We start from the raw sequence: 17,268 nt of genomic DNA, 5'->3' as shown, positions 1-17,268 counted from the left end.
GGCGGAGCCGGTGTCACCCGGACGGCTCTGCCGGGGCGTCACGGGGCGGCAGGTGCGGGAGGCTGGCGTGACGACGGTGGGCAGGTCTGACGGCCAGTGAGGCGGGATGATGGCAGTGGGCCCGAGGGGTGATGCCGGCGCTGCGGCCCGGGCGCGGCTGTGGGCCCGGTGTGCCGTGGTCGCCGCCGTGGCGGCGGTCGTCGTGCTGCTTCTGGCGCTCGGCGGCGGCGGTCTGGTGATCGTCGTGAGCGGTCTCGCCGGGCTGATCGTCTCGGCCGCGGGCACCTGGTGGATGCTGGCCCGCCGCGGGCTCCGGCGGTGGCTGGGAGCCTTCCTCATGGTGGGCGCGCCTGTCGGTCTCCTCGTGCTGTACGTACGGAGCGGCTTGTGGGTGACGGCGCTCATCGCCTTGTGCCTCTGGGGGCTGGCACTGGCCTGTGGTCGGGTGGCCCTCCGGCGACCGCACGCCCCGCACGTCATGCGGGCGGAGCACCGGAAGCCTCCTCGTCAGCCGGTCCTCCTCATGAACCCCGCCTCGGGAGGGGGTAAGGTCGGCCGCTTCGCACTGGTCGAACATGCCCAGAAGCTCGGCGCGCGGGTGATCCTGCTCGACCCGGCCGAAGGCTTCGATGCCTCGGCCCTCGCGCGCCAGGCCGTGGCCGAGGGAGCGGACCTGCTCGGCGTCGCGGGCGGTGACGGTACGCAGGCCGAGGTCGCCGCGGTCGCCGCCGAGCACGACCTGCCGTTCCTGGTCGTCCCCGCCGGCACCCGGAACCATTTCGCCATGGATCTCGGCCTGGACCGCACCGATCCGTCCCGCAGCCTCGACGCCCTCACGGACGGCGAGGAAATCCGCATCGATCTCGGCGACGTGAGCGGCCGGCCGTTCGTCAACACCGTGTCGTTCGGCGTGTACGCACGCGTCGTGGAGCGCCCCGAGTACCGCGATGCCAAGGCGGAGACCGTACTGGCCGCCATGCCCGACCTGCTCAACGAGTCCGGGCCCCGCTTCGATGCCACCGCCGACGACACCCGCCTGACGTCCCAGCAGGCGCTGCTCGTGAGCAACAACCCCTACGCCCGGCCGGATCCGCTCACGGGCGGCCGGCGTCCCCGCCTCGACGCGGGCCGGCTGGGAGTCATCGGCATACGCGTGGAGGGCGCGGGCCAGGCCGCCGACATGGCGCTACGAGGCCCGAGCTCCGGCGGCCTGAACCTCCTGACCGCACGCCGCGTCGACGTGACCGGTGACGACGACACCATGCCCGTCGCCGTGGACGGCGAAGCGCTGACCCTGCCCACGCCCGTGACCTGCACGATCCGGCATCGCGTCCTCCGCGTGCGCGTGCCGCGCGACCGGCCCGAGGCACTACCCGTCACGCCTCCGCTCAACTGGCGCCGGATCCTCACCCTCGCCTTTCGCCGCCCGCACCGCCCGGACCGCCCGCACCGCCCGGACCGCCCGCACCGCCCGGAGAGCCCGGAACCAGAGAGGAGAGGGCGATGAGCGACCCTCAGGCGCATGGTCCGGGGCTCACCGCCAGAATCCGGCGAGCCGGCGAGCGGTTCGCGCACGACGTCGCCGCCGTCGTCACCGACTTCCAGGCCCTCGACGGCGCCGTCTATGCCGCGGTCGCCGCGACCCCCACTCCCACCCTCGACACCGGACTGCGACGCCTGTCCACCGCGGCCGACCATTCCAAGATCTCACTCGGCATCGCCGCCGCACTCGCCCTGGCCCCCGGCCGGCCGCGACAGGCCGCCGTCCTCGGCGTCGGTGCCATCGCCGTCACCTCGGCCTGCGCCAACCTCCTCGGCAAGCGCCTCCTGCGCCGCCCCCGCCCCGACCGCGAAGCGGCCCGCGTCATCATCGACCGTCACGTCCGCATGCCCACCTCCGCCTCCTTCCCCTCCGGACACACCGCCTCCGCCGTCGCCTTCGCCACCACCGTCGGCGTCCTCCTCCCGCCCACGGCGCTGCCGCTCGCGGCACTCGCCACGGCCGTCGGCTACTCGCGCATCCACACCGGCGTCCACTATCCCGCCGATGTCCTGGCGGGGGCGATCCTCGGCGGCACCATCGCCACCGCCATCCTCACGCTCACCCCCACGCCATCGGATTGAGGACGTCGTCGTCAGGAGCCGCGTGGCGCCACCAGGCCGGATTCGTAGGCGATGACGACGAGTTGAGCGCGGTCACGGGCGTGGAGCTTGGCCATGGCCCGGTTGATGTGGGTCTTCGCGGTCATGGGGGTGATCACCATGCGGTCGGCGATCTCGTCGTTGGACAGGCCGTGGGCGACCAGGGCGACGGCCTCGCGTTCGCGGCCCGTCAGCTCTTCAAGGCCCGTGCCCGTGCCGTTGCCTGGGGCGGTGCCTGGGGCGGTGTTCAGCGGCTGGGTGACGTACCGGTTGATCAGCTTGCGGGTGATCGAGGGTGCGAGCAGGGCGTCGCCGCGTGCCGCGACGCGTACGGCGTGCAGGAAGTCCTCCGGCACGATGTCCTTGACGAGGAATCCGGCCGCGCCGGCGCGGAGGGCCTCGAAGACGTATTCGTCCAGGCCGTAGTTGGTCAGGATGACGACGTGCACGTCGGCGAGGGCCGGGTCCGCGGCGATGCGCCGGGTCGCCTCGATGCCGTCCATGACCGGCATCTGGATGTCGATGAGGGCGATCGCGGGCAGGTGTTGTCGGGCGAGCTCCAGGGCCTGCTTGCCGTCGGCGGCCTCGGCCACCACCTCGATGTCGTCCTCGAGGTCGAGGAGTGCGCGGAATCCGCTGCGGATGAGCGGCTGGTCGTCGACCAGCAGGACGCGGATCACGAGGACCGGTCCACAGGGAGTTCGGCCAGGACGGTGAAGCCTCGCTCGGGGCGCGGTTCCGCCCGCAGCCGGCCGCCGAGTGCGGTGACGCGTTCGCGCATCCCGAGCAGGCCGACGCCGGGCGTCGGCGCGGTGCCGGGGGCGGCCCTGCCGTCGTCGTCGACCTGTACGGCGAGCGCGTCCGGCCGGTACTCGATGCGGACCGACGCGGTCGAGGCGGCGGCGTGCCGGGCGACGTTGGTCAGCGACTCCTGGACGATCCGGTAGGCGGTCCGGTCCACCGCGGCCGGCACGACGTGTGGTCGGCCCGCGATCGTCAGCGTCGCCTGCAGACCGGTCGTGCGGGCTCGTTCCACGAGTTCCGGGATGTGGTCGAGCCCGTGCGGCGGGGTCGTGTCGTCGTCGCGCAGTGCCTCCAGGGTCGCGCGCAGTTCCCGGGTCGCCTCGCGCGCGGCCTCCTGGATCGCCAGCAGGGCCTCCGGCACCGGTTCTCCGCGTTTGCGGGCCACGTGGACGGCGGCCTCGGACTGCACCTTGACGACCGAGATCTGGTGGGTGAGCGAATCGTGCAGCTCCCTCGCGATGTGCAGCCGCTCCTCGTCGGCGCGGCGCCGCGCGGTCTCCTCCCGGGTGCGTTCGGCCTCGTCCGCCCGCCGCTCGGCCTGCCGCAGGGCCTCCCCGGCGGCGCCGGCGGCGATCAGCCAGGCGATCTCCAGGGCGCCCCGGGCCTGGGCGAACGCCTCGCCCGTGTCGTGCAGGCCCGAGGCGAGGGCCGCGAGGGGGAGCGTGGCGAGGACGACGACGCTCGCCGCCACGGTGACGGTACGGTGTCCGGCCCGTACGGCTGTGTACACCGCGAACAGGTACGCGACGGCGGGTACGTCGAAACCGGCCGCCTGGTATCCCACCGCGCACAGCCCGGTGACGACCAGGACGGGAACGGGAGCGCGTCGGCGCGCGGCCAGCGCGAGCCCGCCGGCCGTCAGCAGCGCGAGGCCGAGCATGTTGAGGGTGGTGGCGGGGTGCTGCCCGGACAGCCCGGTGATCAGCAGCGCGGCCGCCACGCCGAGGGCGATCGCCCAGTCCACGACACCTGCGGGCACACCGAACCGTCCTGTGCTCATGGCCGCACCCTAGCCGGATGTGGCCTCGGGGAAGTCCCGCTCAGGGAGGAGACGCCGCCTACCGCAGACGCGGTACGTCCGTGGCGCCTGCCGCGCCTGCGGCAGCGTGAAGTGTCCGCGTCCGCAGGACGACGGGCAGTGGGTCCGGCGGACATGCTCGGGTGACGTTCCGTCGTCGGACGTTCTGAAGAGTCGGATGTTCGGAAAGGTCCGACGTTCGGAAAAGTCCGACGTTCGGAAGCGCGTCGGAAGTTCGGAAGTTCGACAGAGAAGGAGCACGTCGATGTCTGTTCGTCGCCTGTCCGCCGCCACCGTTGCCGTCCTGCTCGGGGGCATCGCGCTTGCCGCACCGGCGGCCGCGCACGCCGCCTCGGTCCAGCCGGTCGCGGCCGGCTTCTTCGACTTCGGCCTCGGGCGGCTCGGAGCCAGTACGGGCGCGCTGCTGGGCCTGGTCGGCGTGGTCGTCGGCTGGCTCGCGCCGGCCCGCCCCGCCGGTCGCCTCGGGATTGCCAACGGATCGCTCGGGGCCGGGGTGGCCCTGGTTGCGGGGCTGGTCAGCATGGTGCTCGGAGTGCTGGTCGCCACCACCGCCGACGGTGGTCTCGGCACCGGCAACGGGCTGGGCGGGGCGTACGTCGCCATGGTGGTGGGCCTTGTCGCCACCGCCCTCGGCGCGCGGGCTCTGACCCGCTCCCGCCGCACCGGCTGACCGTGTCGCGGACGGCCACGCGTACGAGCACCCCGCACAGCGCCGCACAGGGCCCCGCCCCCGGAAGAAGTGGGGGCGGGGCCCTGTCACCGCGTGCGCGGTCGCGTCAGGTCCGGCTAACCGGCGGTCCCCTGACGACGGCGTCGCATCCACCAAGTGAGCGCGCCGCCCACACCGGCGAGAGCCGCCGCGATGGTGACGATCAGGCCGACGGGGGTGTCGGAGCCGGTGTCGGCGAGGTCACCGTCCGGGTCCTTGGCCGGCGGCGTGGTGCTGCCGTTGCCCGGGGTGGACGGGTCCGGTCCCGGGGTCGACGGGGAGTCGGTCGGCTTCGGGCCGTCCGTCGGCGTCGGGGTGGGGGTCGGGTCCTCGTCCCCGCCGCCGGAGGTGTCACCCGAGGCGTCGCCGCCGAGATAGGCGATGTCGGTGTCCCGGTAGGACGTGTCGTCCGACTGGATGGACGTCTTGGTCGTGGTGTCCAGCGTGCGGTTCTCCACGGTGAACTGGGTACGGGAGATGTTCCGCTTCGGCGCCTTGGTGAAGTCCACGCCACCGATCATGTAGACGGCGACCTGGCCGCCGTACTTCAGCTCGTACCTGAAGTCGCCCTCCTTGAACGACTTGACCATCTCGTCGAAGACGGTCTTCTTGTCCCAGTCGGCGTTGGGCGGGCGCAGCGGCCACGGCTTCACGTTGTTGCTGTTGATGATCGGGCGGAAGTCGGACGGCTTCTTCGCGTCCTGCTGGCGGATCCACTCGGCGGCGACCCGGGAGGTGTAGACGCGGCGCAGGTCGGCGTACTTGGGGGCTTCGTTGACCAGCTTCTTCACGATCGGGGTCAGCATGGTGTCGATGCTGGCCTGACCCTGCCTGATCTCGGCCTCGGTGAGGTCACAGCCCTTGCCGCCCGGGCCGGGGGTGTTGAACTCCTGCGGGACGGACTTGACGTTCAGCGGGGCGTCGAGGATGTAGAGCCCGCCGTCCTGTTCGCGGACCTTCGCCGGTTCGGGTTCGATCCAGTACCGGCCCGAGTGCAGGCACGGGAAGCCGTTCCTGCGCGGGAGGGAGTCCCAGAAGCGGTCGCCGACGTCCGTCTTGGGGTCCATGGCGCGGCCGTAGTCGCGCTTCATCTCCATGTCCGCCTCCAGCAGGATGCGGCCGGCGTCGGTCTTCGCGAACTCCTTGTCCATGATCGTGTCGGGCTGGTCGGGATTGAGGTTCACCCACATCCGGTCCGGCGTGAGCGCCAGCCAGGTGAACAGGGCGTCGGAGGCCATGGTCATCTTGGCCTCACCGCCGAAGCCGGGGTTGTTCTCCGGGTCGGGCATCAGGTCGGCCTTCATGGAGTAGGCCATGCCCTTGCCCTTTTCCAGGCCGCCGACGTAGCGGAGTTCGAGGGTCGTGAAGTCGATCCCGCCGGGGCCTCCCCTGGGGAGGGTGCCGCGGGTGTCCAGGCGGCCGGCTTCGGACTGGAAGCGCCTGGCTTCGTCCAGCGTGCGGCCGGAGCCCTTGATCCGGTCGTTGACGGGCCCCCGCGTACCGCAGGAGCTCGCGTCCGCCGCGCGCGGTGTCGCGCCGGCGCAGCCGGGGGCGAACCACTTGTCGTACGAGGAGTAGCCGCGGATGGGCTTGGTCTGCGGGATGGGGTTGTACTGCCGCTGGAATCCGCGGACCTGGTTGGGCTTGCCCCGGGACTGTTCGAGTTCCTTGTTGAACTGGTCGATCTTCTTGCGATCGGTGTCGGAGAAGGTCTTCCCGCCGTTGAAGCGGAAGGTGTGGTCCTTCTTCACCTCCGCGATCAGCCGGTCGACCTTCAACTGGTCGTTACGGAGCTTGGAGTTCGACTTGATCTCGTTGAACTCCTTCTTCCGCTGGTTGTAGGCGTCGTAGCGCCGCTCGCCGATCTTCTTGCCGTTCTCGTCGAAGACCTCGACCTTGACCTCGCAGAGCCAGTCCGGGCCGACGAGCTGGAAGTCCTTGACCAGGCGCCGCTCGAAGGCGGAACCCTTGTGGTTGTTGGTCTCGTTGCGGATGTACCGCTTGTCGAACCAGTGCTTGAAGGAGAGCCTCTCCTTGCTGGCGAGGTAGCGGGCGTAGATCTCCATCGCCTTGTCGGAGGGCTTGCCCGAAGCGGCGGCGATCTTCGCCCACTTCTCGTAGTTCTTCTTCGGATCCGGGTCCTGGGAGCGGGCCTTGGCCTTCTCCGCCTCCGTCGGGGCTTCGAGCCCGTCGTACGCCTGGCCCGGCATGGCGTAGTTGTAGTTCTTGGGGTCTCCCGGCCAGACGGCGAAGTTGCCGGTCGGGTCGTCGGGGAAGCCGGAGTTCCGGGGCGTGGTCGCGTACTCGCGCCCGAGGTGCTTCGTGTCGCAGCGCTTACCGCTGATCTTGACGGTCGTGGGAGCCGCGCTCGCCGCGTCGATTCCGGAGCCGGGGAGGCCGGTCAGGGTGATCGCCCCGGTGAGTCCGAGCGCCGCCGCTAAGCGGCCGATCAGCCGCCACCTGCGCGGCATGTGTATGGATCGGTTCAAGGTGCTGGTCTTTCCCTCGTCGTTGTGGGGGGCGTTGAGGGGGTGTCGGGCGGCGCGTGGGGCCCCCGTGACGTACGCGCCGCGTAAGGCCACCATAAACACGCTCGGCAAGGCATCAACCAGGGATTCGGGCGTTTCGGTCTGTGAACTCGCGTGAATCTTTTGTGAGTTGATCGTCCGGTGGGGGGTGGAGGGGCGTGATCGGTCAACCGCCGATGAACCAGAGCTCCTCCATCGTCAGCGTGTACGCCTCGGTGTGACGGACCCGGAACACCGAGGTCTCCAGGTGACGCCAGAGCCACGGGTCGGCATCCCCGAGGCCGAGCGCGACGAGGGCCTTCCACTCGATGTCCTCGGGCTCCTCGTCGAGGTCGAGATCCAGCTCCTCCAGTACGGCAGGGGGGACTTGGAGGGCGTCGACGATGGCGTGCGGGTCACCGGTGAGCTTCCACGGGTCCATCGTGGGCCACCCGGACGCGTGGAACATGAGCCCGCCGGGGAGACGGATGATGTCCTCGGTATGGGCCTCCCCGCAGTCCACTTCCGCCCTGCCGATGATCCGGGCCTCGGGATAGCGCTTGTGCAGCTCCTCCGTGATGGCAAGCAGCGGCTCGTCGTTGCCGTTGTCGACGAACGCCGGGTCGGAGATGGCGGTGACGTTTCCCCAGCAGCCGACCCTGATCAGATCCAGGTCGGCCCGCGTCTCCAGATACGGCGACTCGCCCGCGGGCTGCGAGGGCAGCTCCTCCAGGATGGCGTCCACGGTCGGGAAGGCTTCGGCGAACCGGCGGGCGCGCGCGGGATCGTGCGGGGGCAGCTCGGTCGCGGAGACGGTGAACGGCGGCTCGAGAATCGTGATGGTGCACTGGCCGCTGCCCTGCACGATCCGGTCGGGTGTCGACGTCCAGAAGTCGGTGTTGGTCATGAGGGCCACGGTAGCTTCAACTCCCGCTTGCCCCACGGCGGATCAGGCATCGGCGGGGTGGGGACGGCTGAAGTGCGCGGAGTCGCTGACCCGGTGGCCCGGCGACCCGGCACGGGGTGGCAGAGTGTGACGTACGGCCCTCTCGCCACCCGACCGGAAAGCGTGAAGCATGCGGCTCGACCGTCCCCGGCATCACCTTCTCGCCGCGCTGGTCGCGCTGGTCGCGCTAGCGCTCGTACCGCTCACGGGTTGGGGGCGCGCCGGTAGCGCGGCCGACTTCGCAGTGGGGGCGCGGAACGACATCGCCGTCGCGTGGCCTCCTGGCAGAGCCCCCATCGTCCTGGCCGTCCTGTCCCACCGTCACCACGCCGACGCCGCCTACGACGACAAGCTCATCGCCGAGGCCGCCACCATCGCCACGAAGGCACTGCCACTGTCATGACCGCACACCACATCCGACCGGCTCTGATCCCCGTCCCGCCGGGCCGTGTGACGCTCTCCGACCGGCGTACGCAGCACACATGGCAGGTCGACCTCGCGCCCTACAGCCTCGCGGCGCACCCCGTCACCCAAGCGCTGTACGCAGAGGTCACCGGCCTGCGCCCCAGCACGACGCCCGGTGACCTGCTGCCCGTCCACGACGTGTCATGGCTCGACGCGACGCGCTTCTGCAACATCCTCTCCGAGCGCGACGGTCTCACCCCCGCCTACCAGCACGACGTCAGCGGCCGGAACGTGGATTGGGACACGGCCGCCGACGGCTACCGGCTCCCCACCGAGGCCGAATGGGAGCACGCCTGCCGGGCCGGCACGGCGGGACCCCGCTACGGGCCCCTCGATGACATCGCCTGGTACCGCGACAACTCCGGCGAACGCCCGCACGACGTGGGCACGAGGCAGCCCAACTCCTGGGGTCTGTACGACATGCTCGGCAACGCGTGGGATTGGTGCTGGGACCTCTACGACCCCGACGTCTACGGCGAGTACCGCGTCCTGCGCGGGGGCGGCTGGTACGACCCGCACTGGAGCTGAATATTGGATCCAGGACATTGGATATCGGATATCGGATTCGAGAGATTGGATCCAGTATCCGATATCCAAGCGCCGAGGCGCTACTTGGGCGGTAGTCCCGCGGCGAACGCGCGCCCCTCGTCGATCCAGGCGGCGAGGTCCGCGTCCTCGGCGAGGGCTTCGGCGGCGACGACGACCCAGCCGCGCATGGGGCGGCCGGTGAAGTCGAAGGGGCGTGCGCCGGTCCGTGCGAGCGCGGCTTCGGTGGCGTCCGGACCGACCCGGACCATCAGGTCGTCGCCGATGACCCCCACCGCCATGTTGCCCGCGTGCAGGAAGGCGAGGCCGCCGAACATCTTCTTCTCGTTGATCGCCGGGTCGCCGACCAGGCGGGCGCGGATCCGTTCCGCCAGACCTTCGTCGTAGGCCATGCCGGCCGCCACCTCGCTTCGTGGGCACGGGATATGCGGCCCACTGTAGGGGCCGCACATCGAGGAGCCGGCAGCCTTCCGCGCCGACACGCGGCCTTGTGGCCTTCGGGCGCCGCGATGCACGCCCGCCCGGGTCTTACGCCCCGGCGCGGACGGTGAACAGGGGCTGCGCGACGCCCGTCTCCGCGTACTGCTTGAGCCGAGTCATCAGCCGGCCCCAGGTGTACGCGGCCGGGGGCAGGCCCGGGTCGCCCGGCTGCCAGCCGGTGTGGCGGAACAGCACACGGGTGCCGGTCCCGTCGGGAACGTCGGAGAGGTCCCAGGAGATCACCGTGCCGGACCAGTGCGGCGGGAAGACGCCGACCGATGTCCACTGGACGCGGTCCTCGTCGGCCCGGTCGCGGTGGAGCTGGAAGGGCTCGGGGATCTGCGGGAAGTCGAAGAAGAGGGTCTCGTCCTTCCGCTCCACTCCGGTGGTCCACCAGCCGGTCAGGCCGTCATGGGTGTCGAGGGCGGCCAGCACGGCGGCCCGGTCGGCGTCGATGTCGACCTGGAAGGTGATGCCGGTGATCGCGCGGTTTCGGACATGGGTCGTGCTCCCTGGAACGTGTGTGGGGGGAGGGAGGTCGGTTCGGGGCTCAGACCGTGAAGTACGGGACCGGGGTGCCGCCCTCGACGTACTCCTTGAGGCGCATGAACATGCCTGCCCAGCCCATCGTGACCTCGCGGAACATGTCGTCGATCTCCTTGAAGCCCTTGTGGTCGAAGCGGACGAGCGTGCCGCCCTCGGGGTGCTCCTCCAGTGCGTAGACGATCTCCGTGTCCAGCCACTGGGGCGGGCCGGCCACGACCGTCTGGGCCAGTCGCTTGCCGTCCTCCGCCTGGTCGATACGGAAATCCCAGGTCATGGGCGCGCCGGGGAAGGAGAGTCGGTGCAGCGCGCCGACACCCTCGCCGATCTCGGCGCCGGTGGTGAACCAGCCAGCCACGCCTTCCTGGGTGGAGATGGCGCGGTAGACGGTCCGGGGGTCGGCCTCGATGCGGGTCTGCAGGTGGGCCACCAGGCTCGACACCCTCGCCGCACTGGCGGAGGCCGCCGAGCGGGCCGAAGGGACGGACGACACGTGAGTGTGCACGACGGCGTGGTCACGGTCGAACGGCGCATCGGCGCCCGGCCCGAGACCGTCTTCTCCTTCTTCACCGACCGCGACAAGTGGCTGTCCTGGATGGGCGCCACGGGCGAGTTCGCCTTCGAGCCCGGCGGCGCCTACCGCACCCGTGTCACCGGCGAGAACGTCGCCGAGGGCCGCTTCGTCGAGATCGACCCGCCCAAGCGGCTCGTCTTCACCTGGGGCTGGGCCGGGGGCGGCCTGCCCGTGCCGCCCGGATCCAGCACCGTCGAGATCACCCTGGAGCCGACGGCCGACGGCACCCTGCTGCGCCTGCGGCACTCCGGTCTCCCCTCCCCCGAGGCGTGCGCCGCTCACGACGAGGGCTGGAACCACTACGTCGACCGTCTCGCCGTACGCGCGGAGGGCCGGGACCCCGGCCCCGACGACTGGATGTAGCCCCGGCCGCTCCGGCGCCGCAGCAGCGCGCCCACCAGGACCGCCGAGGCGGCGACGGCGTACACGACGGTGCCCACGGCGTTCGGGTCGGCGAACGCCCTGCTGGTCACGTACTTGGCCGCCCCCGCCACCGCGACGAGCAGCCACTCCCAGCGCCCGTCCAGGGCGACCAGCGCGACGAGCAGCAGGGCGTACCAGGAGTATCCCGGTGTCAGGAGCAGGAACGCCGTCCCGGTGACCAGGAGCGCGCCGCTCCATGGACGTTCGGGATCGCCGCGCCGTACGACATGGGCGCAGCAGACGAGCAGTACGGCGACCGTCGCGGGGAGGGCCCAGGAGGGGGGCATGACGAGGCGCAGCAGGGCGTAGCGGTTGCGGGCGTCGGCGTCGTCGTAGCCCTCCTCCTCGACGTATCCGCCGAGGTAGCCGAGGACGGAGCCGTCGGAGACGAGCACGTACGGGAGATAGGCCAGTGCGGTCACGGCGGCGGCCGGCACCAGGACCGCCGCCGCGTCCCGCACCCGTCGTACGCCGGCCAGCGCTCCGGGCAGCACGATCGCGGGCATCAGCTTCACCGCGACGGCGGCGCCGAGGAGTGCCCCTCCCGCCACCCGGTGGCGCGCGACGAGGCCGAGTCCGGCGACGGCGAACAGCACGCCGAGCACGTCGACATGAGCGTTGTTCACCGCTTCCACCGGGACGGCGGGACACCATGCCCAGTAGGCCGCGGTTCGGGGATCGCCCCGGCGGCGCAGGATGAGCAGCAGGAGGGCGGTGATCGCGACGGAGAGGAGTGCGCCGCCGATCTGGAGGGGCTTCAGACGTGTGCCGTCCGGGGCGAGCAGATGGACGCCGAGGAAGTACGACTCGGCGACGGGCGGGTAGATGGTGTGCACGGAGGGGCGGTTGAGCCGCGTGCAGTGCAACGGGGCGGGTGAGGTTGTGCGGGGCTCCGTTGCGACGGGTCGGGAGGGCGACGGGACGCCCGTGAGGTCCGGTCCTTGGCAGGTGGCGCCGCTCGGGAAGAGCCAGTCGTCCCGCAGCGGGGCGAGTTCACGGTCGGCGGGAGCGTGGTCGTACGGCGAGATGCCCGCCGCCTGCACCCGGCCGTCCCACGCGTACCGGTACGCGTCCGTGCTCGTACGCGGCGGGGCGACCAGGCCGGTGGCGGCGACCAGCGCCGATCCCGCCAGCAGGAGGACGACCGCCTGACGGGGCGGCACCTTCCGCACGGCGAAGGCCGAGGCGGCGAAGAGCGCCCAGGACGCGGCGTACCACCACGAGAGCCCGCCGGGATCGGTGTGGTAGCCGTCCTTGCGGATGGTGCACACCAGGACCGTGGTGAGTGCGGCGAGGAGCCCGCCGGCCAGGGCGGTGCGAGGACTGATCACATCCCGCAGCGTCGCAGCCGAACGTGCGAGCCGGCGGTCCGGCGCCCCGACCGTCCGCGTTTCGTAAGGGGTCGATCCGCCGTTCGCGGCCCGGTGAGGGGTGAGATGGAGGGCATGAAACCGCCCCTCGCGCTGCCACCCTTCCCCACCTTCCGCGGCCGGCTCCATGACGCGCGGACCGCGACCTCGATCGGCCGCTGGCTCGGGCTCGCCATCACGGTCTGCTTCGTCACCGGCGTCACCAGCCACTATCTGCAGCGGCCGCCGGACTGGCTCGCCGACGTCCTGCCGAGCCGGCCGACCTGGGGCTACCGCTTCAGCCAGGGGCTGCACGTGGCGAGCGGCATCGCGGCGATCCCGCTGCTGATGGCGAAGTTGTGGGCGGTCTATCCGAGGCTGTTCGTCCGGCCGCCGCTGCGGTCGGTGCGGCACGCCCTGGAGCGGCTGTCCGTGGCCGTCCTGGTCGCGGCCGGTGTATTCCAGCTGTTCACAGGGTTGCTGAACACCGTCGAGTGGTACCCGTGGCCGTTCTCGTTCGTGCCCGTGCACTTCGCCGTGGCCTGGCTGCTCGCCGGGGCTGTGCTGCTGCACGTCGCCGTCAAATGGCCCGAGATCCGGTCCCATTGGGGGCGCCGGTCGGCCGGGACGCTGGAGCTGCCGGCCGAGGACGAGCCGGACCGGCGGTCGCTCCTGACGGGTGTCGCGGCGGGGGTCGCGGCGGTCACGCTGACGACGGTGGGCCAGTCGTTCACGCCGCTGAAGCGGCTGGACCTGCTCGCGCCGCGTCACCCGGACCGCGGGACGCAGGGTCTGCCGATCAACCGGACGGCCGTCGCGGCCGGGGTGAGCGCGGCGACGGCGAGCGACTGGCGGCTGACGGTGGCCGGACCGCGGCCGTACGCGCTGAGCCTGGCCGAACTGCGAGACCTGTCGCAGGTCGAGGTGTCGCTGCCGATCGCGTGTGTGGAAGGGTGGAGCGTGGAGGCGCGCTGGACCGGCGTACGGATCCGGGATCTGCTGGAGCGGGCGGGGGCCTCGCCGCGGTCCCGGGTACGGGTGGTGTCCCTGGAACGGCGGGGCGCGTACCGGGTCATGGAGATGGGGGCGACGTACGCGGAGGATCCGATGACCTTGCTGGCGCTGCGGCTCAACGGGCAGGTGCTCTCCCTCGACCACGGTTTCCCGGCGCGGATCATCGCGCCGAACCGGCCGGGCGTGTGGCAGACCAAGTGGGTCGCCGGACTGGAGGTGCTGTGATGGTGGTCCGGTATGTGTGCGGGGCGCTGGGGGTCGCGCTCATGGGGCTCGGCGCGTGGCTGCTGTCGCGTACGGGGACGGTCGGGGAGGTGGTGCTCTGGCTGGCGGGCGCGATCGTGCTGCACGACGGGGTGATCGCGCCGCTCGTGCTGGGCGCCGGGCTGCTGCTCGCCGCCGTGCCCGCCCGGGGGGTGGTGCGCGGCGGGCTGATCGTGGCGGGGTGTCTCACGCTGATCGCGCTGCCCGTGATGGTGCGGCCCGGCAGCCCGCCCAACCCGACGGCCCTCCCGCTGGACTACGTGCGCAACTGGCTGGTCCTGATGGGGGTGGTGTCGGTCGGTACGGGCGCGCTCCTCGGCGTACGGCGTCTTGCTCAGCGGCGGCGCCGGAGCTGAAGGAAGCTTCGGCCCCGGGTCCGCCAGCGGTGTTCGACCCGCCACCCCGTGGCGTCGGCGTACGCGGGCAGGGCCGGGGCGCCGACGCGGGCCCAGGGGAAGTCCGCGCCGCGTGCGCCACGGCCGTCGACGACGCGGACCTCGACCCGTTCGTCGACGTCGGGGCCGGCCGCCTCCACGAGGACCTGCCCTTCGGGCGCCACCAGCTCGGCGGCGCGTTCGAGGAGGCTCCCCGGGTCGCCGCCGATGCCGATGTTGCCGTCCATCAGCAGGACGGTGCCCCAGCGGCCCTCGCTCGGCAGCGGGTCGAAGACGGACCGGCACAGGGCGGTGCCGCCGCCGGAGACCGTACGGTCGACGGCCTCCTGGCACACGTCGATGCCGAGCACGGGCCGCCCCGCGACGGCCAGCGCCTGCACGAGGCGCCCGGGGCCGCAGCCGACGTCGAGGACCGGTCCCTCGCACCGGGCGAGCACGGTGGCGTCGGCCGGGTCGGCGGCCGCGCACCACCGCTCGATCTCCAGGGGCAGGAGCCAGCCGTCGTCCCGCCGCAGGAAGAGCGGCCCCCGCCCGGAACGGAGGGCGTCGATCCAGGGGTCGGCGAGCCAGGCATGGGGACGGACGGGTTCCGGGGCGCGGACGGACTCGGGCACACCCGCGAGTTCCGAGGCGCGGACGGACTCCCCGGCACTGGCGAGGTCCTGGGCTCGTACGGACTCCGGGGCGCGGGCGGGTTTGGGGGCGCGCGTGTGGCCCGGGGTGCGGATGGGGTCCCGGGCGGGTGGGGGCTCCGGGGACTCCGCCGGCGCCCTCGTACCGAGGAGTTCTGCCGTACCGCCCTCCGATTCCAGCGCGCTCATGCGATCCCGGCCCCGGACGTGGTCGCGGTCAGCGCCCGGTGGTGGGCCGCGAAGCGGGTGCCGGGGGCCGCCTCGGCGACGGCCCGGGCGTCGGCGGCCGTGTCCACGTCCCGTAGGCGCGGCAGATCACGCACACGGAGGCCGCCGTCGGAGAGGCGCCGGCGCTGTACGGCCCCGGTCTCCGGTACGGACATGGGGACGCCGCGCAGCAGGGCGGGGTCGGGGATGGCGAGGCCCAGCGCCCAGAAGCCGCCGTCGTCCGCCGGTCCGAACCGGGCGTCGCAGCCGGTGAAGTCCAGCCCCGCGCCCAGGAGTTCCGGGGTCACCTGCGGGGTGTCCATGCCGATCAGCAGGGTGGGACCCGTACAGCCCGCGAGGGCGGCTGCGAGGCGTTCGTCCAGGCCGCCCGAGGCCTGGGGCACGACCTCGAAGCCGTGCGGAAGCCAGTCGCCGGGCGCGCCGTCGAGGGCGAGGACGCGGCGGTCGGCGGGGGTGGCGAGCACCGTGGCAAGCGTGTCGGCGAGCGCGGCCTCGGCAAGGTGGGCCGCCTGCTCGGGGCTGAAGGGCGGGGTGAGCCGGGTCTTGACCCGGCCAGGTACGGGTTCCTTGGCGATGACGAGGAGCGTGCTCATCGCTCGGCCCCCAGGGGCGCCGCGCCGGCGGTCTCCGGCGCCTGTGGTGCCTCGCGCAGAACCTTGCGCATGTCGCGAACGGCCTGCCAGGTTCCGCGCCAGGTGCCGGTGACCTTGGACTTTCCCGTACGGGACAGGTACGGGACGTCCCTCTCGGTCACCCGCCAGCCCGCGCCGGCGGCGCGCACCACCATCTGGAGGGGGTAGCCGCTGCGGCGGTCGGTGAGGCCGAGGGAGAGCAGCGCCTCGCGTCGCGCGGCGCGCATCGGGCCGAGGTCGTGCAGGCGGAGTCCGGTACGGCGGCGCAGCATCCGGGCGAGGGCGAGGTTGCCGGCCCGGGCGTGCGGCGGCCAGGCGTCGCGCGACTGGGGGCGCCGGCGGCCGAGGACGAGGTCGGCCTCCCCTGCCGCGACCTGGGCCGCGAACGGGACCAGCAGACCGGGGTCGAGGGAGCCGTCGCAGTCGCAGAAGCAGACGATGTCCGCGTCCGCGGCCAGCAGCCCCGCGTGGCAGGCGGCTCCGAAGCCGCGGCGCGGTTCCGTGACGACGGTCGCGCCGAGGGCGCGGGCGATGTCCGGGGAGCCGTCGGTCGATCCGTTGTCGACGACGATCGCCCGCCAGCCGGGCGGCACCCTCTCCAGGACCCAGGGCAGGGCATCGGCCTCGTCGAGGCAGGGCAGGACAACGTTCACCGCGTACGTGGTCGCGGAAGGCGAGTCGGTCACGGATTTCACCGTACGAATCCGGAACGGACAAAAGGGATCTGCGGACCTTACGAAACGCGGACATCGCCCCCTTGCCCCACCCCTCGAGTGCCGCGCTGAGGCGACCGGTGCGAGGCTGACTCCCATGCAGCAGTCTGAACAGTCCACGCGGACGGCCCCGCACGTCCTGGTCGTGGACGACGATCCGACCGTCGCCGAAGTGGTCACGGGCTACCTGGAACGGGCCGGATTCGCCGTGGACCGGGTGGCGGACGGGCCGTCCGCGCTGGCGGCCGCAGGGGTGCGGTGGCCGGACCTGGTGGTCCTCGATCTGATGCTGCCGGGCATGGACGGTCTCGAGGTCTGCCGGCAGCTGCGGGGCCGCGGGCCGGTACCGGTGATCATGCTGACGGCGCGCAGCGACGAGGAGGACCGGATCCTCGGGCTTGAGATCGGGGCCGACGACTACGTCACCAAGCCCTTCAGCCCGCGTGAGCTGGTGCTGCGGGTGGAGTCCGTGCTCCGCCGCCACACCGCGGTCCGGCGGCCGGGACCGCTGCTGCGGACGGGCGGCCTGGAGGTCGACCCGGCGGCCCGGCGCGCGCTCAAGGACGGGCGGCCGCTGGCGCTGACGCTGCGCGAGTTCGACCTGCTGAGCTATTTCCTGCTGCATCCGGGCGAGGTGTGCGACCGCGAGCGGCTGATGCGGGAGGTGTGGGGGTGGGACTTCGGCGATCTGTCGACGGTCACGGTCCACGTCCGGCGGCTGCGCGGGAAGATCGAGGAGGATCCGGCGCGTCCTCTGCTGATCCAGACGGTCTGGGGGGCCGGGTACCGCTTCGATACGGCCCCGCATCCGGCGGACTCCGCCCCCCGCTCGACGCCCACGACGCCCACGACGGAGGGGTGAA

20 protein-coding genes are annotated in these 17,268 nt (G+C 72.2%); 9 read left to right on the top strand and 11 right to left on the bottom strand.

The features are described 5' to 3' along the window. The first annotated feature begins 109 nt into the window (after nucleotides 1-109). Both ACZ4VI_RS25990 and ACZ4VI_RS25985 read left to right on the top strand, forming a co-directional pair. Complete coding sequence (locus tag ACZ4VI_RS25990; protein WP_468002925.1) at nucleotides 110-1,507, top strand: diacylglycerol/lipid kinase family protein; 1,398 nt, start codon at nucleotides 110-112, stop codon at nucleotides 1,505-1,507. Beyond that, nucleotides 1,504-2,124 (top strand): phosphatase PAP2 family protein, encoded by a 621-nt coding sequence (locus tag ACZ4VI_RS25985; protein WP_468002923.1) that lies wholly within the window; start codon nucleotides 1,504-1,506, stop codon nucleotides 2,122-2,124. The genes ACZ4VI_RS25990 and ACZ4VI_RS25985 overlap by 4 nt, the downstream gene beginning before the upstream one ends. An 11-nt stretch (nucleotides 2,125-2,135) precedes the next feature. Here the strand turns inward: ACZ4VI_RS25985 and ACZ4VI_RS25980 are convergent, their stop codons facing one another. Then, nucleotides 2,136-2,822, bottom strand: coding sequence for a response regulator (locus ACZ4VI_RS25980; protein ID WP_468002921.1), 687 nt, complete (start codon nucleotides 2,820-2,822; stop codon nucleotides 2,136-2,138). Further along, the gene (locus ACZ4VI_RS25975) at nucleotides 2,819-3,946 is read right to left on the bottom strand and encodes a sensor histidine kinase (protein ID WP_468002919.1); all 1,128 of its coding nucleotides are present in this window, start codon (nucleotides 3,944-3,946) and stop codon (nucleotides 2,819-2,821) included. The genes ACZ4VI_RS25980 and ACZ4VI_RS25975 overlap by 4 nt, the downstream gene beginning before the upstream one ends. A gap of 283 nt (nucleotides 3,947-4,229) precedes the next feature. On the opposite strand from ACZ4VI_RS25975, the gene ACZ4VI_RS25970 reads away from it, so the two are divergent. Further along, nucleotides 4,230-4,655 carry a DUF6223 family protein gene (locus tag ACZ4VI_RS25970; RefSeq protein ID WP_468002917.1) on the top strand — a complete coding sequence of 142 codons (426 nt, stop codon included), beginning with the start codon at nucleotides 4,230-4,232 and terminating at the stop codon, nucleotides 4,653-4,655. A gap of 116 nt (nucleotides 4,656-4,771) precedes the next feature. On the opposite strand, the gene ACZ4VI_RS25965 is transcribed toward ACZ4VI_RS25970, so the two are convergent. Both ACZ4VI_RS25965 and ACZ4VI_RS25960 read right to left on the bottom strand, forming a co-directional pair. Then, complete coding sequence (locus tag ACZ4VI_RS25965; protein ID WP_468002915.1) at nucleotides 4,772-7,183, bottom strand: hypothetical protein; 2,412 nt, start codon at nucleotides 7,181-7,183, stop codon at nucleotides 4,772-4,774. A 205-nt stretch (nucleotides 7,184-7,388) separates the two neighbouring features. After that, nucleotides 7,389-8,108, bottom strand: coding sequence for a DUF6333 family protein (locus ACZ4VI_RS25960; protein WP_468002913.1), 720 nt, complete (start codon nucleotides 8,106-8,108; stop codon nucleotides 7,389-7,391). 169 nt (nucleotides 8,109-8,277) lie between these two features. Here ACZ4VI_RS25960 and ACZ4VI_RS25955 point away from each other — a divergent pair, with 169 nt between their 5' ends. Beyond that, nucleotides 8,278-8,550 carry a hypothetical protein gene (locus ACZ4VI_RS25955; RefSeq protein ID WP_468002911.1) on the top strand — a complete coding sequence of 91 codons (273 nt, stop codon included), beginning with the start codon at nucleotides 8,278-8,280 and terminating at the stop codon, nucleotides 8,548-8,550. Further along, entirely contained in the window at nucleotides 8,547-9,140 is a 594-nt protein-coding gene (locus tag ACZ4VI_RS25950) for a formylglycine-generating enzyme family protein (protein WP_468002909.1), read from the top strand. Before ACZ4VI_RS25955 ends, ACZ4VI_RS25950 begins: the two co-directional genes overlap by 4 nt. Before the next feature lie 80 nt (nucleotides 9,141-9,220). On the opposite strand, the gene ACZ4VI_RS25945 is transcribed toward ACZ4VI_RS25950, so the two are convergent. The 3 genes from ACZ4VI_RS25945 to ACZ4VI_RS25935 all read right to left on the bottom strand — a co-directional run bounded on the left by ACZ4VI_RS25945 (nucleotide 9,221) and on the right by ACZ4VI_RS25935 (nucleotide 10,611). Next, nucleotides 9,221-9,550: a TfoX/Sxy family protein gene (locus ACZ4VI_RS25945; RefSeq protein ID WP_468002907.1), complete on the bottom strand. Its 330-nt coding sequence runs from the start codon at nucleotides 9,548-9,550 to the stop codon at nucleotides 9,221-9,223. Between the two features lie 136 nt (nucleotides 9,551-9,686). Next, nucleotides 9,687-10,073, bottom strand: a complete 387-nt coding sequence (locus ACZ4VI_RS25940) for an SRPBCC family protein (protein ID WP_468002905.1) — start codon at nucleotides 10,071-10,073, stop codon at nucleotides 9,687-9,689. Nucleotides 10,074-10,188: 115 nt separating this feature from the next. Next, a complete protein-coding gene (locus tag ACZ4VI_RS25935) occupies nucleotides 10,189-10,611 on the bottom strand; it encodes an SRPBCC family protein (RefSeq protein ID WP_468002903.1) in 423 nt (140 codons plus the stop codon). Nucleotides 10,612-10,674: 63 nt separating this feature from the next. On the opposite strand from ACZ4VI_RS25935, the gene ACZ4VI_RS25930 reads away from it, so the two are divergent. Continuing rightward, nucleotides 10,675-11,118 carry an SRPBCC family protein gene (locus tag ACZ4VI_RS25930; protein ID WP_468002901.1) on the top strand — a complete coding sequence of 148 codons (444 nt, stop codon included), beginning with the start codon at nucleotides 10,675-10,677 and terminating at the stop codon, nucleotides 11,116-11,118. Here ACZ4VI_RS25930 and ACZ4VI_RS25925 read toward each other — a convergent pair. After that, complete coding sequence (locus ACZ4VI_RS25925; protein WP_468002899.1) at nucleotides 11,055-12,509, bottom strand: glycosyltransferase family 87 protein; 1,455 nt, start codon at nucleotides 12,507-12,509, stop codon at nucleotides 11,055-11,057. The two genes, ACZ4VI_RS25930 and ACZ4VI_RS25925, sit on opposite strands and share 64 nt — an antisense overlap. A 105-nt stretch (nucleotides 12,510-12,614) precedes the next feature. On the opposite strand from ACZ4VI_RS25925, the gene ACZ4VI_RS25920 reads away from it, so the two are divergent. Both ACZ4VI_RS25920 and ACZ4VI_RS25915 read left to right on the top strand, forming a co-directional pair. Then, on the top strand, nucleotides 12,615-13,766 hold the full coding sequence (locus ACZ4VI_RS25920) for a molybdopterin-dependent oxidoreductase (protein ID WP_468002897.1): 1,152 nt from the start codon (nucleotides 12,615-12,617) through the stop codon (nucleotides 13,764-13,766). Then, nucleotides 13,766-14,161: a hypothetical protein gene (locus ACZ4VI_RS25915; protein WP_468002896.1), complete on the top strand. Its 396-nt coding sequence runs from the start codon at nucleotides 13,766-13,768 to the stop codon at nucleotides 14,159-14,161. The genes ACZ4VI_RS25920 and ACZ4VI_RS25915 overlap by 1 nt, the downstream gene beginning before the upstream one ends. On the opposite strand, the gene ACZ4VI_RS25910 is transcribed toward ACZ4VI_RS25915, so the two are convergent. Genes ACZ4VI_RS25910 through ACZ4VI_RS25900 form a run of 3 tightly spaced genes read right to left on the bottom strand, consistent with a single transcriptional unit; the run spans nucleotide 14,140 to nucleotide 16,387 of the window. Further along, on the bottom strand, nucleotides 14,140-15,021 hold the full coding sequence (locus tag ACZ4VI_RS25910) for a class I SAM-dependent methyltransferase (RefSeq protein WP_468002894.1): 882 nt from the start codon (nucleotides 15,019-15,021) through the stop codon (nucleotides 14,140-14,142). The genes ACZ4VI_RS25915 and ACZ4VI_RS25910 overlap by 22 nt on opposite strands. Further along, complete coding sequence (locus ACZ4VI_RS25905; protein ID WP_468002892.1) at nucleotides 15,018-15,653, bottom strand: TIGR04282 family arsenosugar biosynthesis glycosyltransferase; 636 nt, start codon at nucleotides 15,651-15,653, stop codon at nucleotides 15,018-15,020. Before ACZ4VI_RS25905 ends, ACZ4VI_RS25910 begins: the two co-directional genes overlap by 4 nt. After that, a complete protein-coding gene (locus ACZ4VI_RS25900) occupies nucleotides 15,650-16,387 on the bottom strand; it encodes a glycosyltransferase family 2 protein (RefSeq protein ID WP_468002890.1) in 738 nt (245 codons plus the stop codon). Before ACZ4VI_RS25900 ends, ACZ4VI_RS25905 begins: the two co-directional genes overlap by 4 nt. Before the next feature lie 115 nt (nucleotides 16,388-16,502). Here ACZ4VI_RS25900 and ACZ4VI_RS25895 point away from each other — a divergent pair, with 115 nt between their 5' ends. Then, nucleotides 16,503-17,267 (top strand): response regulator transcription factor, encoded by a 765-nt coding sequence (locus tag ACZ4VI_RS25895; protein WP_468002888.1) that lies wholly within the window; start codon nucleotides 16,503-16,505, stop codon nucleotides 17,265-17,267. Nucleotide 17,268: the final 1 nt, after the last annotated feature.

The sequence above is a fragment of the Streptomyces sp. NPDC029169 genome (assembly GCF_055563935.1).
This window is presented reverse-complemented; position numbering and strand designations above follow the sequence as displayed.

Excerpts from the sequence above, each read along its gene's own strand:
- ACZ4VI_RS25905 (WP_468002892.1), bottom strand. The coding sequence starts at position 15,653 with ATGAGCACGCTCCTCGTCATCGCCAAGGAACCCGTACCTGGCCGGGTC.
- ACZ4VI_RS25955 (WP_468002911.1), top strand. The coding sequence starts at position 8,278 with ATGCGGCTCGACCGTCCCCGGCATCACCTTCTCGCCGCGCTGGTCGCG.
- ACZ4VI_RS25990 (WP_468002925.1), top strand. The coding sequence starts at position 110 with ATGGCAGTGGGCCCGAGGGGTGATGCCGGCGCTGCGGCCCGGGCGCGG.
- ACZ4VI_RS25970 (WP_468002917.1), top strand. The coding sequence starts at position 4,230 with ATGTCTGTTCGTCGCCTGTCCGCCGCCACCGTTGCCGTCCTGCTCGGG.
- ACZ4VI_RS25910 (WP_468002894.1), bottom strand. The coding sequence starts at position 15,021 with ATGAGCGCGCTGGAATCGGAGGGCGGTACGGCAGAACTCCTCGGTACG.
- ACZ4VI_RS25920 (WP_468002897.1), top strand. The coding sequence starts at position 12,615 with ATGGAGGGCATGAAACCGCCCCTCGCGCTGCCACCCTTCCCCACCTTC.
- ACZ4VI_RS25985 (WP_468002923.1), top strand. The coding sequence starts at position 1,504 with ATGAGCGACCCTCAGGCGCATGGTCCGGGGCTCACCGCCAGAATCCGG.
- ACZ4VI_RS25975 (WP_468002919.1), bottom strand. The coding sequence starts at position 3,946 with ATGAGCACAGGACGGTTCGGTGTGCCCGCAGGTGTCGTGGACTGGGCG.
- ACZ4VI_RS25945 (WP_468002907.1), bottom strand. The coding sequence starts at position 9,550 with ATGGCCTACGACGAAGGTCTGGCGGAACGGATCCGCGCCCGCCTGGTC.
- ACZ4VI_RS25960 (WP_468002913.1), bottom strand. The coding sequence starts at position 8,108 with ATGACCAACACCGACTTCTGGACGTCGACACCCGACCGGATCGTGCAG.
- ACZ4VI_RS25895 (WP_468002888.1), top strand. The coding sequence starts at position 16,503 with ATGCAGCAGTCTGAACAGTCCACGCGGACGGCCCCGCACGTCCTGGTC.
- ACZ4VI_RS25950 (WP_468002909.1), top strand. The coding sequence starts at position 8,547 with ATGACCGCACACCACATCCGACCGGCTCTGATCCCCGTCCCGCCGGGC.
- ACZ4VI_RS25915 (WP_468002896.1), top strand. The coding sequence starts at position 13,766 with ATGGTGGTCCGGTATGTGTGCGGGGCGCTGGGGGTCGCGCTCATGGGG.